This window comes from Mycobacterium sp. NPDC003323 (assembly GCF_053589535.1).
Genome location: NZ_JBSFSB010000001.1, coordinates 1,048,434 through 1,069,042, shown reverse-complemented (window position 1 = coordinate 1,069,042; position 20,609 = coordinate 1,048,434). Strand labels below are relative to the sequence as shown.

The 20,609-nt window shown below is 67.7% G+C and carries 20 protein-coding genes; 13 read left to right on the top strand and 7 right to left on the bottom strand.

What is annotated here, in order from left to right:
* The first annotated feature begins 56 nt into the window (after positions 1–56).
* From ACWDUN_RS04990 to ACWDUN_RS04965, 6 genes are read left to right on the top strand one after another with little or no spacing between them, the layout of a single operon-like run.
* On the top strand, positions 57–1,544 hold the full coding sequence (locus ACWDUN_RS04990) for an FGGY-family carbohydrate kinase (RefSeq protein WP_449925343.1): 1,488 nt from the start codon (positions 57–59) through the stop codon (positions 1,542–1,544).
* A complete protein-coding gene (locus ACWDUN_RS04985) occupies positions 1,541–2,326 on the top strand; it encodes an SDR family NAD(P)-dependent oxidoreductase (protein ID WP_449925341.1) in 786 nt (261 codons plus the stop codon). The genes ACWDUN_RS04990 and ACWDUN_RS04985 overlap by 4 nt, the downstream gene beginning before the upstream one ends.
* 55 nt (positions 2,327–2,381) lie before the next feature.
* Positions 2,382–3,680 (top strand): ABC transporter substrate-binding protein, encoded by a 1,299-nt coding sequence (locus ACWDUN_RS04980; RefSeq protein WP_449925338.1) that lies wholly within the window; start codon positions 2,382–2,384, stop codon positions 3,678–3,680.
* A gap of 49 nt (positions 3,681–3,729) precedes the next feature.
* Positions 3,730–4,599, top strand: coding sequence for a carbohydrate ABC transporter permease (locus ACWDUN_RS04975; protein ID WP_449925335.1), 870 nt, complete (start codon positions 3,730–3,732; stop codon positions 4,597–4,599).
* On the top strand, positions 4,596–5,444 hold the full coding sequence (locus ACWDUN_RS04970; protein WP_449925332.1) for a carbohydrate ABC transporter permease: 849 nt from the start codon (positions 4,596–4,598) through the stop codon (positions 5,442–5,444). Before ACWDUN_RS04975 ends, ACWDUN_RS04970 begins: the two co-directional genes overlap by 4 nt.
* 20 nt (positions 5,445–5,464) lie before the next feature.
* Positions 5,465–6,520: an ABC transporter ATP-binding protein gene (locus ACWDUN_RS04965; RefSeq protein WP_449925329.1), complete on the top strand. Its 1,056-nt coding sequence runs from the start codon at positions 5,465–5,467 to the stop codon at positions 6,518–6,520.
* Here ACWDUN_RS04965 and ACWDUN_RS04960 read toward each other — a convergent pair whose 3' ends face one another.
* Both ACWDUN_RS04960 and ACWDUN_RS04955 read right to left on the bottom strand, forming a co-directional pair.
* On the bottom strand, positions 6,521–6,859 hold the full coding sequence (locus ACWDUN_RS04960; RefSeq protein WP_449925327.1) for an MmcQ/YjbR family DNA-binding protein: 339 nt from the start codon (positions 6,857–6,859) through the stop codon (positions 6,521–6,523).
* Positions 6,860–6,879: 20 nt separating this feature from the next.
* Positions 6,880–7,818 (bottom strand): ATP-grasp domain-containing protein, encoded by a 939-nt coding sequence (locus ACWDUN_RS04955; RefSeq protein WP_449925324.1) that lies wholly within the window; start codon positions 7,816–7,818, stop codon positions 6,880–6,882.
* 18 nt (positions 7,819–7,836) lie between these two features.
* Here ACWDUN_RS04955 and ACWDUN_RS04950 point away from each other — a divergent pair, with 18 nt between their 5' ends.
* Complete coding sequence (locus ACWDUN_RS04950) at positions 7,837–8,808, top strand: quinone oxidoreductase family protein (protein ID WP_449925323.1); 972 nt, start codon at positions 7,837–7,839, stop codon at positions 8,806–8,808.
* Here ACWDUN_RS04950 and ACWDUN_RS04945 read toward each other — a convergent pair.
* From ACWDUN_RS04945 to ACWDUN_RS04930, 4 genes are all read right to left on the bottom strand, one after another.
* Positions 8,805–9,686: a DUF4349 domain-containing protein gene (locus ACWDUN_RS04945; RefSeq protein WP_449925320.1), complete on the bottom strand. Its 882-nt coding sequence runs from the start codon at positions 9,684–9,686 to the stop codon at positions 8,805–8,807. The two genes, ACWDUN_RS04950 and ACWDUN_RS04945, sit on opposite strands and share 4 nt — an antisense overlap.
* 19 nt (positions 9,687–9,705) lie before the next feature.
* A complete protein-coding gene (locus ACWDUN_RS04940) occupies positions 9,706–10,272 on the bottom strand; it encodes a DUF308 domain-containing protein (RefSeq protein WP_449925318.1) in 567 nt (188 codons plus the stop codon).
* Positions 10,273–10,349: 77 nt separating this feature from the next.
* Complete coding sequence (locus tag ACWDUN_RS04935; protein WP_449925315.1) at positions 10,350–10,925, bottom strand: TetR/AcrR family transcriptional regulator; 576 nt, start codon at positions 10,923–10,925, stop codon at positions 10,350–10,352.
* A gap of 89 nt (positions 10,926–11,014) precedes the next feature.
* Positions 11,015–11,941 carry a heme o synthase gene (locus ACWDUN_RS04930; protein WP_449925312.1) on the bottom strand — a complete coding sequence of 309 codons (927 nt, stop codon included), beginning with the start codon at positions 11,939–11,941 and terminating at the stop codon, positions 11,015–11,017.
* A gap of 214 nt (positions 11,942–12,155) precedes the next feature.
* On the opposite strand from ACWDUN_RS04930, the gene tkt reads away from it, so the two are divergent.
* The 6 genes from tkt (at position 12,156) to ACWDUN_RS04900 (ending at position 19,187) form a co-directional block, all read left to right on the top strand.
* Entirely contained in the window at positions 12,156–14,246 is a 2,091-nt protein-coding gene (gene tkt / locus ACWDUN_RS04925; protein WP_449925310.1) for a transketolase, read from the top strand.
* 15 nt (positions 14,247–14,261) lie between these two features.
* Complete coding sequence (tal, locus tag ACWDUN_RS04920; protein WP_449926285.1) at positions 14,262–15,383, top strand: transaldolase; 1,122 nt, start codon at positions 14,262–14,264, stop codon at positions 15,381–15,383.
* Positions 15,384–15,410: 27 nt separating this feature from the next.
* On the top strand, positions 15,411–16,952 hold the full coding sequence (gene zwf, locus ACWDUN_RS04915) for a glucose-6-phosphate dehydrogenase (RefSeq protein ID WP_449925307.1): 1,542 nt from the start codon (positions 15,411–15,413) through the stop codon (positions 16,950–16,952).
* 34 nt (positions 16,953–16,986) lie between these two features.
* Complete coding sequence (opcA, locus tag ACWDUN_RS04910; RefSeq protein WP_449925306.1) at positions 16,987–17,898, top strand: glucose-6-phosphate dehydrogenase assembly protein OpcA; 912 nt, start codon at positions 16,987–16,989, stop codon at positions 17,896–17,898.
* On the top strand, positions 17,891–18,610 hold the full coding sequence (gene pgl, locus ACWDUN_RS04905; protein ID WP_449925303.1) for a 6-phosphogluconolactonase: 720 nt from the start codon (positions 17,891–17,893) through the stop codon (positions 18,608–18,610). Before opcA ends, pgl begins: the two co-directional genes overlap by 8 nt.
* Before the next feature lie 205 nt (positions 18,611–18,815).
* Positions 18,816–19,187 (top strand): ATPase, encoded by a 372-nt coding sequence (locus ACWDUN_RS04900; protein WP_449925301.1) that lies wholly within the window; start codon positions 18,816–18,818, stop codon positions 19,185–19,187.
* Between the two features lie 95 nt (positions 19,188–19,282).
* Here ACWDUN_RS04900 and ACWDUN_RS04895 read toward each other — a convergent pair whose 3' ends face one another.
* On the bottom strand, positions 19,283–20,605 hold the full coding sequence (locus tag ACWDUN_RS04895) for a DUF222 domain-containing protein (protein WP_449925298.1): 1,323 nt from the start codon (positions 20,603–20,605) through the stop codon (positions 19,283–19,285).
* Positions 20,606–20,609: the final 4 nt, after the last annotated feature.

The following is a 20,609-nucleotide window of genomic DNA, read 5'->3' as shown; positions in this document are numbered from 1 at the left end:
AGTCAGTATTGTGGTCCCACCGCATCAAATGCGTCGCGACCGACCGAAGGGATGGCATGCCGGAGTTCACCATCGGCATTGATATCGGCACCACCGGTACCAAGACCGTGCTCGTCGACGTCGCCGAGGCGCGCATCGTCGCTCAGGCCACCCACGAGGCCCAGTTGTTCTCCGACGCCCCCGGTCACGCCGAGGCCGATCCGACCCAATGGCTGCACAACGTGCACGCGGGCATCCGCGAGGTCCTCGCCGACTCGGCAGTCAGCCCCGACCGCATCGCCGCGCTGTCGACCACCGGAATGGTCCCGGCCGTCATCGCCGTCGATCATGACGGCACGCCGGTGCGACGGGCACTGCTGCAGAACGATGCCCGCGCCACCGCCGAGATCACCGCGCTGAAGAACGCCGTCGACGACGAGGCCGTGCTGCGGGCCACCGGATCCGCGATCACCCAGCAGTCGGTGGGCCCGACCGCGCTGTGGCTGCAGCACCACGAACCCGAAACTTGGAGTCGCACCGCTCATCTGGTGGGTTCCTATGACTGGGTGCTGATGGCGCTGGGGGCACCCGCGCACGTCGAGCTGAACTGGGCACTGGAATCCGGGCTGGGCACCGTCGACGGGCGGCGCTTCGAACCCATGTACGCCGCGGCAGGACTGGACGCCGAACTGGTCCCGCCGGTGCTGATGCCGGGCGCCCGGGCCGGTGAACTGAGCGCGGCCGCCGCCGAGGCCACCGGGCTGCCCGACGGGCTGCCGCTGATCGTGGGCGGAGCCGACCACGTGCTCTCGGCCTACGCGGCGGGCATCAACGCCGAGGGCGACTGGTTGGTGAAACTCGGTGGCGCCGGCGACATCCTGGTCGCCGCCGACACGCCGGTCATCGATGCCCGGCTCTATCTGGATGCCCACCCGGTCCCCGGACGCTGGCTGCCCAATGGCTGCATGGCCACCAGCGGCAGCCTGATCCGTTGGTTCCAGACCCTCTCCGGCGGTGACGATCTGCTGTCGCTGGACGCCGAGGCCGCCACCCGCAACCCGGCCGAAGTCCTGTGCCTGCCCTACTTTCTCGGCGAGAAGAGCCCGCTGCACGATCCCGATCTGCGCGGCGCCTTCGTCGGACTGGACCTGGCCCACACCCGCGCCGACATGTACCGGTCGGTGCTGGAGGCCATCGCATTCGGCTTCAGACATCACACCGAGGTCTTCGCCTCGATGGGTGTGCCGTTGCACCGCGCGCTGGTCACCAACGGCGGCAGCAAATCGGTGCTGTGGAAACAGATCCTCGCCGACGTGCTGGGCGTCCCGCTGTCCCCGATCGTCGGTCACCCGGGCGCCTCGCTGGGCGCGGCCGTCATCGCCGCGGTCGGCACCGGCCTGCTGGACGGCTGGGACAGCACCCAGAAGTTCCAGACCATCGGGGAACCCGTCGTCCCGGACCCGGCACACGTCGAGCGCTACGCCGAGGCCTACGTCCAGTGGCGTGAACTCGGCGACGTACTGACCCCGATATCCCACCGCATCGCCCGAAAGGCCAGGCCATGACCACCGCAGGAAACATCCCCGTCCAGACCGTCGTCGTCACCGGCGCCGGATCGGGTATCGGCCGGGCCATCGCCACCACCCTGGCCCAGCGTGACTGGCGCGTCATCGTCACCGATATCGACGCCGACGCCGCCGAAGCGACCCACGCCGGTCTCGACGGGTCCGGGCACGAGGCGGCCCGCCTCGACGTCACCGATGCCGCCGCGGCGACGCAGCTTGCCGACGAGGTGGCCGACCGGCTGGGACTACACGCCTGGGTCAGCAACGCCGGCATCTCGGCGATGGCCCCGTTCGTCGACGTCTCGATCGAACAGCTCGACCGCAGCCTCGACATCAACCTCAAGGGTGTCTTCCTGTGCGGCCAGGCCGCCGCGCGCGCCATGATCCGCACCGGCGTGCACGGCACCATCGTCAACACCGCGTCGATGGCCGCCAAGCAGGGTCGGGTGCCGTTCCTGGCCGACTATGTCGCCTCCAAGTTCGGCGTGCTCGGTCTCACCCAGGCGATGGCCTTCGAGCTGGCCGCCCACCACATCACGGTCAACAGCGTGTGCCCCGGGTTCGTCGCCACCCCGATGCAGACCCGCGAACTGGAGTGGGAGGCCCAGCTCAGCGGCTCCACCCCGGACGGGGTGCGCAAATCCTGGGTCGACGCCACCCCCCTGGGTCGCCTGCAAACCCCCGACGACGTCGCCCGCGCGGTCGCGTTCCTGGTCTCCGAGGATGCCCGGTTCATCACCGGAGAAGCACTGTCCGTCAACGGCGGTGCCTACATGGATTGAGCCGACCGATCCCCCACGCACGCTCGATCCATTCGGACAAAGAAAAGTGAGGACCATGAAAATTCCGACCTCGCGCTGGTTGACCGCGATCATCGCAGCCACCAGCCTCACCCTGGCCGGCTGCGCAGGCAGCGGCGGCTCCGGCGAGCAGACCTCCTCCGGTGTGGGTGACGTCCCCACCGACACCAGCGCCACCGTGCGGGTGCTGATGGAGAACGTGCCGGACACCGATATCGTCAAAGGCCTTGTCGGACAGTTCAACCAGAAGTACCCCGATATCGACGTCCAGATCGAGACCATGACGTTCGACCAGATGCGCGACCGGCTGGTGTCCTCCTTCCAGGCATCCGAGCCGGCCTACGACCTGATCGTGGTGGACAACCCGTGGATGGACGATTTCGCCGACGCGGGCTTCCTGGAGCCGCTCAATGACCGGATCGCGGCCACCACCGGATACCAACCCGACGACTTCTTCGACTCGCTCACCGCGATCACCGACGTCGACGGCACCAGCTACGGCGTCCCGTTCTACAACTACGCGCTCGGATACATCTACAACACCGGCGATCTGACCGCCGCGGGGCTGACCGCACCGACCGACCTGGATACCCTGGTGTCCACCTCACAGCGGCTCAAGACCGGTGACCGGGCCGGCATCGCGATGCAGCCCCAGCGCGGATACAAGATCTTCGAGGAATGGGCCAACTGGCTGTTCGCCGCGGGCGGCTCGATCTACAGCGAGGACGGCAAGCCCACGCTGGACACCCCCGAGGCCGCCCGCGCCCTGGACGCCTATATCGAGACGTATGAGACCGCCGCCCCGGCCAACAGCCTGGCCTGGGGATTCGACGAGGCGTTCCGTTCGGTCTCGGGCGGCAACGCCGCCTCGATGATCGGCTACAACTGGAACCTGCCCGCGCTCAACGATCCCGACGGCGCCTCCGGTGAACGCGCCGGACAGTTCGCGCTGGCACCCATCCCCGGCGGCAAATCCGCACTGGGACTGTGGAGCTGGGCCATCCCGGCCAACTCCGGTGCCGCCGACGCCGCCTGGGCATTCGCCTCCTGGGTGACCTCCCCGGAGATCGACGCCGAACGCGTCGCCGACGGCGGGGCGGTGATCCGGCAGAGTTCGCTGACCAACGAGAAGGTGCTCGCCGACGGGTACGGCGCCGAGTACTACAAGACCGTCGGTGAGATCCTGGCCGACGCGGCCCCGCTGACCCAGGGCAAGGGCGGCGAGGAGATGATCCAGGCCGTGGGCACCGAACTCAACGATGCCGCCGCCGGCAACAAGAGTGTCGCCGACGCGCTGCGTGAAGCGCAGGCAGCAGCGGAGCGGATCCAGCAGTGATCGAAGGGAATCCGGCGGCCACGCCCGGCACACAGCGGTGGTGGCACAGGTGAAATTCAGATACGGCATGCTCACGCCGCTGCTCGCCCTGTTCGCCGTGGCCGTCGGATTCCCGCTCTGCTACGCGGCGTATCTGTCAGTGACCGACTACAAGCTGACCGATCGCACGCAACCCGATTTCGTGGGCGCGACGAACTTCGTCACCGCCCTGTCGAACTCGTCCTTCTGGGAGGCGTTTGCCACCACCGCCACCTATGTGGTGATCGCGGTCAGCGCCGAACTCGTGCTCGGCTTCGCCCTGGCGCTGGCGCTGCATCAGCAACGCTGGGCCAAGGACCTGTCCCGGGCCATCGTGCTCGCCCCGATGTTCATCACCCCGATCGCGGTCGGGCTGATCTTCCGATTCCTGCTCAACGACCAGATCGGTGCGGTGCCGGCCCTGCTGCACGCCGTCGGCGCCGACTATGACTTCTTCGGCGCCGGAAAGGCCCTGCTGACACTGGCGTTCATCGATGTCTGGCAGTGGACCCCGTTCATGGTGCTGCTGATCCTGGCCGGGCTGGAGTCGATGCCCAAACAGCCCATGGAGGCCGCCAGGGTCGACGGCGCCGGACCGGTGTACCGACTGCGCCGCGTGCTCATCCCGATGCTGGCCCCGGTGCTGACCGTCGCGGTGCTGCTGCGCGGCCTGGATGCTCTGCGGGTGTTCGAGTACGTCTATGCCACCACTCGCGGCGGGCCGGGCACCGAGACCGAAACCTTGCAGTACTACATGTATCTGGAGGGCATCCAGTTCTTCCGGCTGGCCCAGGCCAGCGCCATGGCCTTCATCGTGCTGGTGCTGGTACTGGCCGTCATCGTGGTGGCGTTCCGCGCCATGGAACGCACCCGCGCCGCCGAGCGGAGCGCGGCCCGATGAGTGCTCGTACCATCATTTCCCGTCGCTTCGCTCGCCCCGGCGGCCCGCTGGAGATACTGCGCATCGCCTTCCTGGCCGCCGCGTTCGTCTTCGTGCTCTTCCCCATCGTCTGGGTGGCGCTGGCCAGCTTCAAGACACCCGAACAGATGTCGGAGCCGTTCCTGATCGCCTTCACCCCGAGCCTGGCCAACTGGCAGGCCGTGTTCGACTCCGGGGTGTTCGCCGCGGCCGGGCGCAGCGCGCTGGTCGGCGTCGTCACGGTGTCGATCAGCCTGGTCGTCGGCAGCATGGGCGCTTATGTGATCGCCAAATACCGCGCCGGCGGGTCGCTGACGCGGTTCGGAATGCTTGCCGCACAGGTGGTTCCGCCGGCCGTCATGGTGTTCCCGTTCCTGACCATGGCGCACGCGCTGCGATTGACCGACACCATCGCGCCGGTGATCTTCGCGCATCTGTCCTTCGTGCTGCCCTTGGTGACCTGGTTTCTGATCGGCTTCTTCGAGGCGGTCCCGGCGTCGCTGGAGGAGCAGGCCCGCGTCGACGGATTCACCCGCTGGCAGGCGTTTCGGCTGGTGGTGTTGCCGCAGGTGTACCCGGGCATCGGCGCCGCCGGCATCTTCGGGTTCACGCTGTCGTGGAACGACCTGTTCTACGGGCTGATCCTGGCCCCCGGCAACGCCGCGATCCTGCCGGTGGCCATCGCGAACTTCAACACCTTCCGCGGTGTCCAGATCGGCACCATGAGCGCGGCGATCATGATCGCGATCATCCCGGTCGTGGTCGCCAGCTTCTTCATTCAGCGACGCCTGGTCCAGGGGATCAGCGGCGGCGCGGTCAAGTACTAGACGAGCGAGGTTGTACAGGCATGGCATCGGTGAGGTTCACAGCAGTCGGCAAGTCCTACGGATCGGCCAGTGTGGTCTCGGATCTCGATCTGGAACTGGCCGACGGCAGCATGACCGTCCTGGTTGGACCGTCCGGATGCGGTAAGACGACATCGCTGCGGATGCTGGCCGGCCTCGAAGAGGTCAGCAGCGGGACGATCCACATCGGTGACCGCGACGTGACAAATCTGGAGCCCAAGGATCGCGATATCGCGATGGTGTTCCAGAATTATGCGCTGTATCCGCATCTGACGGTGCGGGAGAACATCGCTTTCCCGTTGCGCGCCAAGAAAATCCCGCGCGATGAGGCGCTGCGCCGCGCCGACGAGGTCGCCGAACTCCTGGGCCTGGGCGCGCTGATGGAGCGCAAGCCCAAGGATCTGTCCGGTGGGCAGCAGCAGCGGGTGGCCATCGGCCGGGCCATCATCCGCGAGCCCGCGGTGTTCCTGTTCGATGAGCCGCTGAGCAACCTGGATGCCAAACTGCGCGTGGAAACCCGCACCGAACTGCTACGGCTGCAACGGAAATTGGGTATCACCTCGCTGTATGTCACCCACGACCAGGAAGAAGCGATGACCTTGTCGGACCGCATCGTGGTGATGCGTGACGGCCGCATCGCCCAGGCCGGCCCGCCCGCGGAGGTCTACCGGCGACCCGCGGACACATTTGTGGCCACCTTCGTGGGCAGCCCGAAGATGAACCTGATCGACGGCGCGGTGTCGGGAGGCGAGGTGCGCACCGCCGGCGGTGTGCGCATCGGTGTCGGCGGGCCGGATGCCGCGGCGGTCACCATCGGTATTCGCGCCGACGATCTCATCCTCACGCCGGACCCGCAGGCCTCGGCGATCGTCGAACTCGTCGAACTGCTCGGCCCGCGCGCCATCATCACGCTGCGGGCGGACGGTCAGCAGCTGACCAGCGTCGTCGACGCGGCCGCACTGGCCGACATCCCGGTCGGAACACCGGTCGCATTGTCGGCGCGCGATGTGCACCGGTTCGACGTGCAGACCGGCGTGCGCCTCGCCGACCCGGCTTGATCAGGAGTCGTCGCTGTCGATGAGTCTGCCCGGGGCCGCCTGCCGCCATGAGTCCGCGACGATGTCGTGCAACTCCCCGGCGTCCTCAAGCGCGTCGAGCCGGACCCGCACCCACGCCGAGGCAGCTTCGTGTGCGGGCACCCAGAACTTGTGCGGCTCGGCGGCGATCAGCTCGTCGCGATCAAATCTCGGGCAGCGCACCGCAAAAGACGTCTGATCGTCGGGCACGGTGAGGAACATCTTGCCCGCCACGTCGAAGGTCGGATGCCCCCAGCGCTCCTTCTCGGTGGTCTCCGGTAACGACAGTGCGAGGCGCTGGACGTCATCGGCATCGAACACGGTGATCGGACCTCCGGGCTTCAGCGGTTGCGGTGCGACAGCGGGCCCAGTCCCAACCGCTGCAGCGCGGATTCGACGCCGACGGCGTAATCGCGTTCGGCGCGCCGCTTCTGCGCCGCGGACAGCTGCCGGAAACCCAGGGACGGCTCGACCAGTTCCAATTCCAGCAGCCGCGGGTCGTCGGCACCGCCGATGACGTCGACGCGCGCATACAACAGATCGGTGGCGGGGATCCCGAACCGGCGGGTGACCGACTCGATGGCGGCGGCACCGACCTCCCACACCTCGTCGGCCGGATCCGCTGCGCCGAGCTTTTCGGCCGCGAACGTGCCGGTCTCCTCGAATTCCGGTTCGCTGCCGGCCGGCGGCAGGATCGGGCCCTTGGTGAAGGCGTGCGAGGGTCGGCCGTTGAGGAACACCAGAGCCGTCTCGCCGACCGCGATGCGCGGGTCATAGGGCTGCACCAGCACGGCCCTGCCGTTGGCCTGCAGGGACCGGGCGTGCGCCTGGGCTTCGGTGCTGTCGACGAAACGCTGCGCGCCCACCGAGCCGGCGCCGACGGCGGGTTTGACCACGACTTCACCGCCGGGGATCCGCGCCGTCTCGTCGACCGTGAAGTACTGCGTGGGAATGATCGGCAGCCCGTCGGCGGCCAGGTCCATCAGGTAGCGCTTGTCGGTGCTCCACGCGACGATGTCGAACGGGTTCAAAAGGTTTCGCGCGGCGCGCGCCCAGCCCAGGAACTCGTCGAGGCGCTCGCTGTAGTCCCATGTCGCGCGCAGCACCACCAGGTCGGCCGCCAGCGTGGCCGGGTCGTCCCACGGCAACCAGCGCACGTGCAGGCCCCGATCGCGCAGCGCGGCCACCAGGCCGTCGTCATCGCTGTCGCCCTCGGGCAGGGCGGCACAACTGGCCAGCACGATGCGGGGGTGGAACACGTCGGGACGGGCCAGCTTCACACATGGATGATAGGGGGTATGCATGCCATCGAAGTCGCCCAGACCGGCGGACCAGAGGTCCTGAACTACGTCGAGAAGCCGCAGCCCGTCCCCGGTCCCGGCGAGGTGTTGATCCGCGCCGAGGCGATCGGTGTGAACTTCATCGACACCTACTTCCGGTCCGGTCTGTATCCGCGCGAACTGCCGTTCATCTCGGGCAGCGAGGTCTGCGGAACCATCGCCGCCGTCGGCGAGGATGTGGCCGCGCTCAATGTCGGTGATCGGGTGGTGACGGCCAATGCCATCGGCGCCTACGCCGAATATTGCGTCGCCGCGGCCGACTATGTGGCGTACGTGCCCGACGGGGTGGCGCCCGAGGCGGTGGCGTCGGCCCTCCTCAAGGGCATGACGGCGCACTACCTGCTCAAATCCGTGTATCCGGTGCAATCCGGTGACACCATCCTGGTCCATGCCGGCGCCGGCGGGGTCGGTCTGATCCTGACCCAATGGGCCACCAGCCTGGGCACCAAGGTGATCACCACCGCCTCGACGCCGGAGAAGGCCGAACTGTCGCGCCGGGCCGGCGCGATCGAGGTGCTCGACTATCCGGAGGATCCGGCGGAGTTCGGCGCCACCGTCAAGCAACTGTCGGGCGGTGGGGTCGCCGCGGTGTACGACGGCGTGGGTGCCTCGACGTTCGAGGCGAGCCTGGCCAGCCTCGCGGTGCGCGGCACGCTGGCACTGTTCGGTGCCGCCAGCGGGCCGGTGCCGCCGTTCGACCCACAGCGGCTCAACACGGTCGGCTCAGCCTTCCTGACCAGGCCCAAGCTGGCTGACTACACTCGCACGGCCGACGAATTCTCCTGGCGGGCGGGCGAACTGATCAATGCCATCGCCGACGGCTCGATCACCATCACCGTCAGCGAGCGCTACCCGTTGGCCGAGGCGGCGCGCGCCCACACCGACCTGCAGGGCCGGCGCACCGTGGGTTCGATCGTGTTGGTGCCCTAACGGCGTAGTTTCGCGAGCCGGAACACCCCGTATATCAGCGCGATCAGCAGCAGCCCAGCGCCGACCCACGGCAACATCAGGCCCGCCAGCAGCACCATGTGGGTACCGGTGTCGACCAGGGCATCCCAGCCGCGGTGCATCTGGCCGAAGAATCCCTGGTACTGCTGCGGCGCCGGGCCGCCGACGACCGCGGCGATCAGCTCTACGGTGACCGTGCTGTAGGCGATCTGATCACCGAGTGCCGCCCGCTGCGCGCGCAGGCTGTCCAGATCCGCCTGACGTTGCGACAACGCGTTCTCGGCCTCGATCAGTGCCGACGGATCGCGGGCGTCACGCATGATCGCCAACAGGCGGTCCACCGAGGTCTGCAACGCCGTGATGCGGGCGTCCAGGTCGACGCGCTGGGTCGTGACGTCATCGGCCTTCATGTCCAGTGAGTCGACGGTGCCCAGGCCCTTCAGCCCGTCGATGACACCGTCGAGCTTTTCGGCGGGCACCCGCAGCGTCAGCGTGACCCGGGCCCGGTCCAGCGTCGAACCGCCGTACTCGGTGCGGCTGTCCACGCGCCCGCCGGCGTCGGTGGCCACGGTGGCGGCCTTGTCGGCGGCGCCGATCGCGGTGTCGGGTTCGGCCACCGTGACCGTCATGGTCGCCGTCTTGACGATGTCGCGCGCCACCGGGGGTGACGCCGGCGGCGCCTCCTGCGGCGCGTTGTCGGTCGCCGACCCGGTCAGCGGTGCCGGCGCGGCCGATCCGCCGCCGGCCTTGAACTCCTCGACCCCGCTCGGTGCGTCCGGCGGTGCGCCGGCCGAACATGCCGCGAGAGCGAACACCACGAACAGCCCGGCCAGGCCCTTGGACAGCCAGCGGTAGGTCATAGGCGCATCGTAATCAGGTTCAGGACCGGCGAGCGCGGATAATTCCGACGGCCAGCCACCCGGCCGAGATCAAGAAATAGAACGCCCCGAAGGCGGCATATGGCGCGATATCGGTGATCAGGGGTGTCTCCGGGGCTGCGGCCTGCAGCACGAACATGACACCGGCGGCGGTGGATTGCACTCCGCTCAGGATCATCGGCCACTGACCGCCGTGCGTCCTCCAGCGGCGCGCACCGGTGGCCAGTTGCAGCGCACCCGACAACGCCGCCCACACTCCGAAGACACCGAGCACGGCGTTCATGCCGCTGGTCAGCGCCACCGCGACGGATGCTGTGGTCAGCACGCTCACCGCGGCGTTGAAGGCCTGGGTCGGGTTCGGGCGCCATCCGCCGTTGTGTCGCGCGTCGACGATGTTGGCCGCCGCGTCCCAGGCCGGATAGCTGAGCAGCAGGGCGGCGACGATCGGGGTGCCGCTGTGCGCCACGCCGACGGCAGCACCCACCCAGGCGATCGAGAACGCCGCCCGGACAAGGTAATAGCGGGTGAGCCACGTGTCGGTCTGGACGGCGGCGGTTGTGGTGGCCATGGATTTTCCCTTCGGTCGGGGGCATGTTTCATCGGTGCGCGGACTTCGGTCCGCGCACTGACAGCTGTGGGGTTCGGTTACCTGCGGTCGGTACGGAGTCGTTGGATCGCCGGTCGGACGATGGCGGCGAATGCCCCGGCGTCGCCGTAGGCCCTGGCGGCCAGCATGGCGCCGTGTACGGCGGCCATCAGTGTTTCGGCCTCGACGGCGGCGCTCTCGGCCAGCGTGAAGACGCCGTCGTCCGCGCCGCGCTGCAGCAGCGCACTCAGCCATGCCGACAACGCCCGGAAGTACTCCCGCACCTCGGTGACGATCACGTCGGGCAGCACCGGTATCTGGGTGGCGAGCAAGGCACACAGGCAATAGCCGGTTTCGGGTTCGCCGACGCAGGTCTCCCAGTACCCGGTGTAGGCGTGTAGCGCCTCCAGCGGACCGTCGGTGTGCTGTTCGATCTCGGCGAGACCGGCCACCGCTTCCTCCCGGTACCGCTGCACCAGTTCGCGCACCAGGTCGACCTTGGTCGGAAAGTGGTGATGGATGCTCGCCTTTCGGATGCCGACGACGGCGGCGATGTCGGCATAGCTGAACGCGTTGTAGCCGCCGGCGATGATCGATGCGCGTGCGGTCTGCAGGATCGCGTCGGGAGTGCCCATGCGCTCAGCCTACCTTCTAGTAGGTAGGCTGACAACGCGCACGTCACATGCGGCACCAACAGGGACGAACCGGAGCTAGCGCCCGGGTGTCAGAACAGCGTCGGCAGCGCCAGCGCGGAATCGACCGCGAGCGCGCAGAACACCACGGCCAGGTAGTTGTTCGACTGCAGGAACAGCCGCAGCGGCTTCACCGGCTCACCCCGCTTCACCCCGGAGTACAGCTGGTGCGCCATCACCAGGAACCACACCCCCGCCAACGTGGCGACCGACGCGTACAGCCAGCCGGTGGCCAGCACGAGGGTCAGCGTCGTGAGCACCGTCAGCCAGGTGTAGATCAGGATCTGCCGGGTGACCTGGCGCTCGGTGGCGACCACGGGCAGCATCGGCACACCGGCCGCCTTGTAGTCCTCCTTGTAGCGCATCGCGAGCGCCCAGGTGTGCGGCGGCGTCCAGAAGAAGATGATGAGGAACATCACCAGCGCGGGCCACTGGATGGTCCCGGTGACCGCCGACCAGCCGATCATCACCGGCATGCAGCCGGCCGCACCACCCCACACGACGTTCTGCGAGGTCCGGCGCTTGAGCAGCAACGTGTAGACGAACACGTAGAACGCGATGGTCACCAGCCCCAGCACGCCGGAGAGCAGGTTGGTGGTCCACCACAGCCAGGCGAACGACCCGACGGTGAGCACCAGACCGAAGATCAGCGCATTGCGGGTCGGCACCGACGCCTTGGCCAGCGGCCGGCGTGCGGTGCGCTTCATCACCTTGTCGATATCGGCGTCGACCACGCAGTTGAGCGTGTTGGCGCCGGCGGCGGCCATCATGCCGCCGATCAAGGTGTTCAGGATCAGCAGCGGGTCGACGGTGCCGCGGTCGGCCAGCAACATCGCCGGAATGGCGGTCACCAGCAGCAGTTCGATGACGCGCGGCTTGGTCAACGCCACGTACGCCAACACCGTGGTGCGGATCCGACTCGGTTCCCTACTGACCGACCGGCGCTCGCGAATGCTCACGCAAATAACTCCTCGGGCAGCGGTCAAGCGGGCTTCTACTACAGACGATGGTAGACCGCACCCCGATCGGCCCGACACCGCAGGGTCGGGTTCACGGTGTGATCGGTGTGAACGGACACCAAACGTGCACGAACCGGTCTGCGGCGGATAAGTCTCCGGCACTAGGGTGTTTTAGGTAGCGAGTCCACAGTTTGCGAAAGTAGGAGTGAAGGTAGTGACCACCGTCGAAGAAATCTCTGCCCTCACACAGCCGAACCATCCCGACGACTGGTCCGAAGTCGACTCGGCCGCGGTGGACACCGTGCGGGTGCTGGCCGCCGACGCCGTGCAGAAGGTCGGCAACGGACATCCCGGAACGGCGATGAGCTTGGCCCCGCTGGCCTACACGCTGTTCCAGCGCCAGATGCGCCACGACCCGTCCGACACCCACTGGCTCGGCCGCGACCGGTTCATCCTGTCGTGCGGGCATTCCAGCCTGACCATCTACCTGCAGTTGTTCCTGGGCGGCTTCGGTCTGGAGATCGAGGACATCGAGGCGCTGCGCACCTTCAAGTCCAAGACCCCGGGGCACCCGGAGTTCCGGCACACCAAGGGTGTGGAGATCACCACCGGTCCGCTCGGTCAGGGCCTGGCCTCGGCGGTCGGCATGGCGATGGCCGCCCGCTACGAGCGCGGCCTGTTCGACCCGGAGGCCGCCCCCGGCCAGAGCCCGTTCGACCACTACATCTACGTGATCGCCTCCGACGGTGACATCGAAGAGGGCGTCACCAGCGAGGCGTCGTCGCTGGCGGGCACCCAGCAGCTGGGCAATCTGATCGTCTTCTACGACAAGAACCACATCTCGATCGAGCACGACACCGACATCGCGCTGAGTGAGAACGTCGCCGACCGGTACCGCGCCTACGGCTGGCACGTCCAGGAGGTCGAGGGCGGCGAGAACGTCGTCGGTATCGAGGCCGCCATCGCCGAGGCCAAGAAGGTGACCGACAAGCCGTCGTTCATCGCGCTGCGCACCATCATCGGCTACCCGGCCCCGACCAAGATGAACACCGGCGGGGTGCACGGCTCGGCTCTGGGCGATGACGAGGTCGCCGCCACCAAGAAGATCCTCGGCTTCGACCCGGACAAGAAGTTCGAGGTCCGCCCCGAGGTCATCGAGCACACCCGCAAGCTGGTCGAGCGTGGCCGCGAAGCCCATGAGAAGTGGCAGACCGACTTCGACGCCTGGGCCGAGCGCGAACCCGAGCGCAAGAAGCTGCTGGACCGGCTGACCGCCGAGGAACTGCCCGAGGGCTGGGACGCCGACCTGACGTACTGGGAGCCCGGCTCCAAGGCCGTGGCCACCCGCGCGGCGTTCGGCCAGGTGCTCAACGACGTCGCCCCGAAGCTGCCCGAATTGTGGGGCGGCTCGGCCGACCTGGCCGGCAGCAACAACACCACCATCAAGGGGGTGAACTCGTTCGGACCGCCGAGCATCTCCACCGACGACTTCACCGCCGACTGGTACGGCCGGGTGCTGCACTTCGGCATCCGCGAGCATGCGATGGGCTCGATCCTATCCGGCATCGTGCTGCACGGCCCGACCCGCGCGTTCGGCGGGACGTTCCTGCAGTTCTCGGACTACATGCGGCCCGCGGTGCGACTGGCCTCGCTGATGGACATCGACACCATCTACATCTGGACCCACGACTCCATCGGTCTGGGCGAGGACGGGCCCACCCACCAGCCGATCGAGCACCTCGCCGCGCTGCGTGCCATCCCGAACCTGTCGGTGGTGCGCCCCGGAGACCCGAACGAGACCGCCTACGCCTGGCGCAGCATCATCGCCCGCGGCAACGGGTCCGGCCCCGTCGGTTTCATCCTCACCCGCCAGGGCATCCCCGTCCTGGAGGGCACCGACTCCGACGGTGTCGCCAAGGGCGGCTACGTGCTCGGCGGTGACAACGCCGCCGACGCCGAGGTGATCATCATCGCCACCGGTTCGGAACTGCAGCTGGCCGTGGAGGCCAAGAAGCTGCTCGCCGACAAGGACATCGTGGCGGCCGTGGTGTCCATGCCGTGCGTCGAGTGGTTCGAGTCGCAGCCCAAGGAGTACCGCGACGCGGTGCTGCCGCCCGGCGTGTCGGCCCGCGTGGCGGTGGAGGCCGGTGTCGCGCAGCCATGGCACAAGCTCGTCGGAGACACCGGCGAGATCATCTCGATCGAGCACTACGGTGAATCCGCCGACGACAAGACGCTGTTCCGTGAGTTCGGCTTCACCGCTGAAGCCGTCGTCGCAGCCGCCGAACGAACCCTCGATAACTAGAAGGCAAGGCGAAACATCATGTCTCAGAACGCAAATCTCGCAGCACTGTCCGCCGCCGGGGTATCGGTCTGGCTCGACGATCTCTCCCGAGACCGCCTGCAGACCGGCAATCTGGCCGAGCTGATCGCCACCAAGAGCGTGGTCGGTGTGACCACCAACCCGTCGATCTTCCAGGCGGCACTGTCCAAGGGCAACGCCTACGACGACCAGGTCAACGAGCTGGCCGCCCAGGGTGCCGACGTCGACGCGACCATCCGCACCGTCACCACCGACGACGTCCGCAACGCCTGCGATGTGTTCGCCAAGGTCTACGAGCAGTCCGGCGGCGTCGACGGTCGGGTGTCCATCGAGGTCGACCCGCGGCTGGCCCACGACACCGACAAGACGATCCTGCAGGCCATCGAGCTGTGGAAGATCGTCGACCGCCCCAACCTGCTGATCAAGATCCCCGCCACCGAGGCCGGGGTGCCCGCGATCGCCTCCGTCCTGGCCGAGGGCATCTCGGTCAACGTGACGCTGATCTTCTCGGTCGAGCGCTACCGCCTGGTGATGGACGCCTACCTCACGGGTCTGGAGAAGGCCAAGGAAGCCGGCCACGATCTGGCCAACATCCACTCCGTGGCGTCGTTCTTCGTGTCCCGCGTCGATACCGAGATCGATGCCCGACTGGAGAAGATCGGCACCGATGTGGCGCTGGATTCGCGCGGGCAGGCCGGGCTGGCCAACGCGCGACTGGCCTACGCGGCCTACCAGGAGGTGTTCGAGGGCGGCGAGCGTTTCGCGGCGCTGGAAGCCGACGGTGCCCGCGTGCAGCGGCCGCTGTGGGCATCGACCGGTGTCAAGAACCCGGACTACCCCGACACCCTGTACGTCACCGAACTGGTGGCCGCCAACACCGTGAACACCATGCCGGAGAAGACGCTGGAAGCCGTCGCCGATCATGGCGAGGTCACCGGCGACACCATCCGCGGCACGGCCGAGAGCGCCAAGATCGTCTTCGACAAGCTGGCGTCCCTGGGCATCGACCTGCCCGACGTGTTCCGGCTGCTCGAGGACGAGGGTGTGGACAAGTTCGAGAAGTCCTGGGCCGAGCTGATGGAGGCCACCCAGGGCCAACTCGACGCCGCCAAGAAATAGGGCTCCGGGACGAGAGCAGGGACAGCCATGAGTGCGATCGACGCTCCTGCATGGCGTAATCCGCTGCGGGACAAGCGTGACAAGCGCATGCCCCGTATCGCGGGGCCGTGCGCCGTGGTGATCTTCGGGGTCACCGGAGATCTTGCCCGCAAGAAGCTGATGCCGGCGATCTATGACCTGGCCAACCGCGGGTTGCTGCCGCCGAGTTTCGCGCTGGTCGGATTCGCCCGCCGCGACTGGGCCGACGAGGATTTCGGCCAGGTGGTCTACGACGCGGTCAAACAGCACGCCCGGACCCCCTTCCGTCAGGAGGTCTGGGACCGGCTGGCCGAGGGATTCCGGTTCGTGCAGGGCGCTTTCGACGACGACAGCGCCTTCGACAAGTTGGCCGAGACGCTGCAGGCCCTGGACGTGGAACGCGGCACCGGCGGTAATCACGCGTTCTATCTGTCGATCCCGCCGAAGGCGTTCCCGCAGGTGCTGGAACAGCTGTCGAAGTCGGGGCTGGCCGAGAAGACGGACGGCAGCTGGAGCCGGGTCGTCATCGAGAAGCCGTTCGGGCACGACCTCAAGAGCGCCGAAGAGCTGAACTCGTTGGTCAACAGCGTGTTCCCGGAGTCGTCGGTGTTCCGCATCGACCACTATCTGGGCAAGGAGACGGTGCAGAACATCCTGGCGCTGCGCTTCGCCAACGAGATGTTCGAACCGATCTGGAACGCCCACTACGTCGACCACGTCCAGATCACCATGAGCGAGGACATCGGTCTGGGCGGACGCGGCGGCTACTACGACGGTGTCGGCGCGGCCCGTGACGTCATCCAGAATCACCTGATCCAGCTGCTCGCACTCACCGCCATGGAGGAGCCCGTCAGCTTCTCCCCCGCCGAGTTGCAGGCCGAGAAGATCAAGGTGCTGGCCGCCAGCCGGCTGGCCGAACCGCTGGCCGAGACCACGTCTCGCGGGCAGTACGCCGCGGGCTGGCAGGGCGGCGAGAAGGTGGTCGGACTGCTCGACGAGGAGGGGTTCTCCAAGACCTCGCTGACCGAGACGTTCGCCGCGATCACCGTGGACGTGGACACGCGGCGGTGGGCCGGCGTCCCGTTCTACCTGCGCACCGGAAAACGGCTGGGCCGCCGGGTCACCGAGATCGCCCTGGTGTTCAAGCGGGCGCCGCATCTGCCCTTCGACGAGACCATGACCGAGGAACTGGGCAAGAACGCCCTGGTGATCCGGGTACAGCCCGACGAGGGCATCACGTTGCGCTTCGGGTCCAAGGTGCCCGGCAATGCCATGGAGGTCCGCGATGTCAGCATGGACTTCTCCTACGGTTCGGCATTCGCCGAGGAGTCACCCGAGGCCTACGAGCGGCTGATCCTGGACGTGCTGCTGGGTGAGCCGTCGCTGTTCCCGGTCAACGACGAGGTCGAATTGTCCTGGAAGATCCTCGATCCCGCGCTCGAGTACTGGGCCACCCATGGCAAGCCGGACACGTATGAGTCGGGTACCTGGGGCCCGGAGTCGGCGTTCGAGATGTTGCGCCGCACCGGACGCGAATGGAGGCGGCCGTAGTGATGAGCGCTCGCGCGAGGAACCGAGGACTCCGATGATCATCGATCTGCCCGATACCAACACCGGTGCCATCAACAAGAAGATCGTCGCGCTGCGCGAGGAGGGTGGCGCGATCACCCTGGGGCGAGTGCTGACCCTGGTCATCGCGCCGGATACCGACGCGGTACTGGAGGATTCGATCGAGGCGGCAAACGCGGCCAGCCGCGAGCATCCCTGCCGCGTGATCGTGGTGATCCCCGGGGACCGGTTGGCCGGCGAGGCACGCCTGGACGCGCAGTTGCGGGTCGGCAGCGATGCCGGGGCCAATGAGGTTGTGGTGCTGCGCTTGTCCGGGCCGCTGGCCAACCACGCCAGCAGTGTGGTCACACCGTTCTTGCTGCCCGATACCCCGGTGGTGACCTGGTGGCCCGATCTGGCACCGTCCGTGCCGGCACAGGATCCGTTGGGCAAGCTGGCCATCCGCCGGATCACCGATGCGACCAACGGCGAGAACCCCCGAGCGTGCATCCGGGGTCGACTGGCCGGCTACACCGCCGGTGACACCGATCTGGCGTGGAGCCGCATCACCTACTGGCGGGCGCTGCTGACGGCGGCGGTCGACCAGGCACCGCACGAACCGATCACCTCGGTGCTGGTGTCCGGCCTGAAAGACGAGCCGGCGCTGGACATCCTGGCCGGATGGCTGGCCGGCCGGCTGGACTGCCCCGTCACCCGGGCGGTCGGCGAGCTCAAGGTCGAGCTCACCCGCGCCAGTGAGACCATCACGCTGAGCCGGCCGCAGGAGGGCATCACCGCGACCCTCACCCGGACCGGGAAACCGGATGCACAGATCCCGTTGGCTCGTCGGGAAACCCGCGACTGCCTGGCCGAGGACATGCGCCGGCTGGACGCCGACGAGATCTATCACGAGGCACTGCAGGGAATCGACAAGGTGGCTTATGTCTGAGCGAGTGGTCGAAACGTATCTCGACGCCGATGAATTGGCGCGGGCGGCGGCGGCACGCCTGGTCGGCTGCATCACGTCGGCGATCGTCAACCGCGGCCGCGCCGACGTGGTGTTGACCGGCGGCACCGTCGGAATCGCGCTGTTGCGTCACGTCACCGGCTACAGCCCCGATATCGACTGGAGCAAGGTCCACCTGTACTGGGGCGATGAACGCTTCGTGCCGCGTGACGACGAGGACCGCAATTTCCGGCAGGCCCGTGAAGCCCTGCTGGAGAGCATCTCGATTCCCGCCGAGAACGTGCACGCCATGGCGGCCTCCGATGGCGAGTTCGGTGACGATATCGACAGGGCGGCTCGTGCGTACGCACGGGTGCTCCCCGACGAGTTCGATGTGCACCTGCTCGGCATGGGCGGCGAGGGACACATCAACTCCCTGTTTCCTGACACGCCCGCGGTGCGCGAAAGCGAACACCTCGTCATCGCGGTGACCGACTCCCCCAAACCGCCACCGCGACGCATCACGCTGACATTGCCCGCCGTCCGCCGCGCGCGTGAGGTGTGGCTGGTGGTGGCCGGGGCCGAGAAGGCCGACGCCGTCGCGGCCGCCATCGGTGGCGCCGACGCGGTCGACATCCCGGCCGCCGGAGCGATCGGTCGGGAGAAGACCGTGTGGCTGCTCGACAAGGCGTCGGCGAGCAAGCTGCCGGCCTGACCGGTCAGTCCTCGATGCTGCTGTCCTGCTGGCGTTCGGCCCGCAGGTCGGCCAGCGCTTCACCGTATCCGGCCAGGTAGTCGGCCACCGCCCGCGCCGATCCCGGCTCCGGGCGCACCCGCGGACTGCCCTCACAAAACATCGCCATACAAGATCAGACGTGCGTTGACGCGATTCGGTTCCGTCAGCGGCCATACTGGCGTGTATGGCTGACAAAGGCGACGGTCGTACCCGCCCGGCGACGCGGCGCATCAAGACGCTGACGCAGGCGGCTCTGAACGCCGACGCCACCGTCGTCCAGGTCGAGGCGCTGCTGAGCGACCTCGACCGCACGGTCGTGACGCTGAACAATTCGATCGGCGACCTCGATGTGACGCTGGAGCGGTTCAACGCGACCATCACCAGCATCGACGAGCTCGCTCCGCGCCTGATCGCCATGGTGGAGCGGCTGGAGGTCATCGTGGCCAGGGTGGAGGCCATCGTCGAGATCGGCGAGGCCATCGCCGCCCCGATCGCCTCCGTCGACAATGCGGTGCGCGGCGTGATCTCCCAGCTGCGCCGGGCGGCCCGGATCTAGTGTTGCCGGCACCCTCGGCTCGATCCGCGAACGACCGTCCGGCCGCTTTCGCTGTGTAGTTTTCAATGTGCGTGGAACCGACTGGTAAGGCTGGGTTACGCGGCGGTGGGTAAATCGGTCATGGTGCGTCTGGCGTGCGAGCGCAAATGTGGTGGTTCTGGCTCACCCGGTTGGTGGGGTGGGATAAACCAGGGGTGCCGATCTGGGCCGAGGTAGACCTGCCAGCCGCCGTGGTGGATCTGGGTGTGGTGGTATCGGCAGAGCAGCACGCCGTTGTCCAAACTCGTTGTCCCGCCGTGGCTCCAGGGGGTGATGTGGTGGGCGTCGCACCACGACACCGGCCGCCCACACCCCGGATGCGCACAGCCCTTGTCCCGTATCCCCAACGCTTTACGGATCGCCGGGGTGAACAGCCGCTCGCTGCGCCCTAGATCTAGCGGCACGCCGGTGTGGTCGACGATCACCGATGACAAGGTGGAGTCACACGCGATCAGCTCGGCCGTGGCGGCACTGACCGGCCCACCGAACCCCAGGGTGTCCACACCCTCGCCACCAGACACCTTCCCCGCGGGCCGGACCAACGTGACATGCGGCAACACCCCACCCGACATCGGGCGCGTCGACTGGGACAGATAGGTACGCAGGATCTGCCCGACCGCATCGCCGCGGCGCCTACCGATCGGACGAGGGTCCGGTGAGCCGTCGGGCAGCGGCACCGGCCGGCACAACGGATCCAACGCCGCGCACAGCTCTTCCCCGGTCCCCACGTCCAGGTCCAAGGTGGCCTCGAATCGGCCTTCGCTGTTCTGGACCAGGGTCATCTCGTTGAGGTCGGTGTCCTCGGCGACCGGCACCGCACGCTCCTCCGGCGGCAGCGCCGCTGCGCGATCGATGGCGATCGCCCGGGCCTTCTTGTCCACGTCGACCGGGGTGACCTGTGTCATCAGCTTGGTCACCACGCCCACCCGGTCGTCCTCGGACAGCTCGACCCGGCGCTCGATATGGGCCACTCCTTTACCGACGGCGTCGACGAACTCGATCCCCAACCCACCCAATCGTTGGGCCCGGGTCAGCGCCGGCAGCCGGGGTGCCGCGCGTCCCACCCGTACCGCGCGCTTCGCCGCACTCGGCGCCATCCCCAACAAACCGAGCAGATCCGTTCCGGTCCGCAGGTGCCTGCGCGCCGGGATGCCCGCCTGCTCGGTCGCCGCGACAGCCGACGCGACAACGAAAGCCAGCAAATTCCCCGCGGTGACCGCCGCGGCAAGCACCGCCAACAACGGCTCGTCGTCGACGACCGGCCGCGGACACTCCAACAGCTCAAACAACGTGCGCCGCGCGCCGTCACCCGGCGGCGGAGCCGGAGCGAGATCGTCGATCAGCGCATCAACAAGACAATTGAGATCGGTGGCGTCCATCACG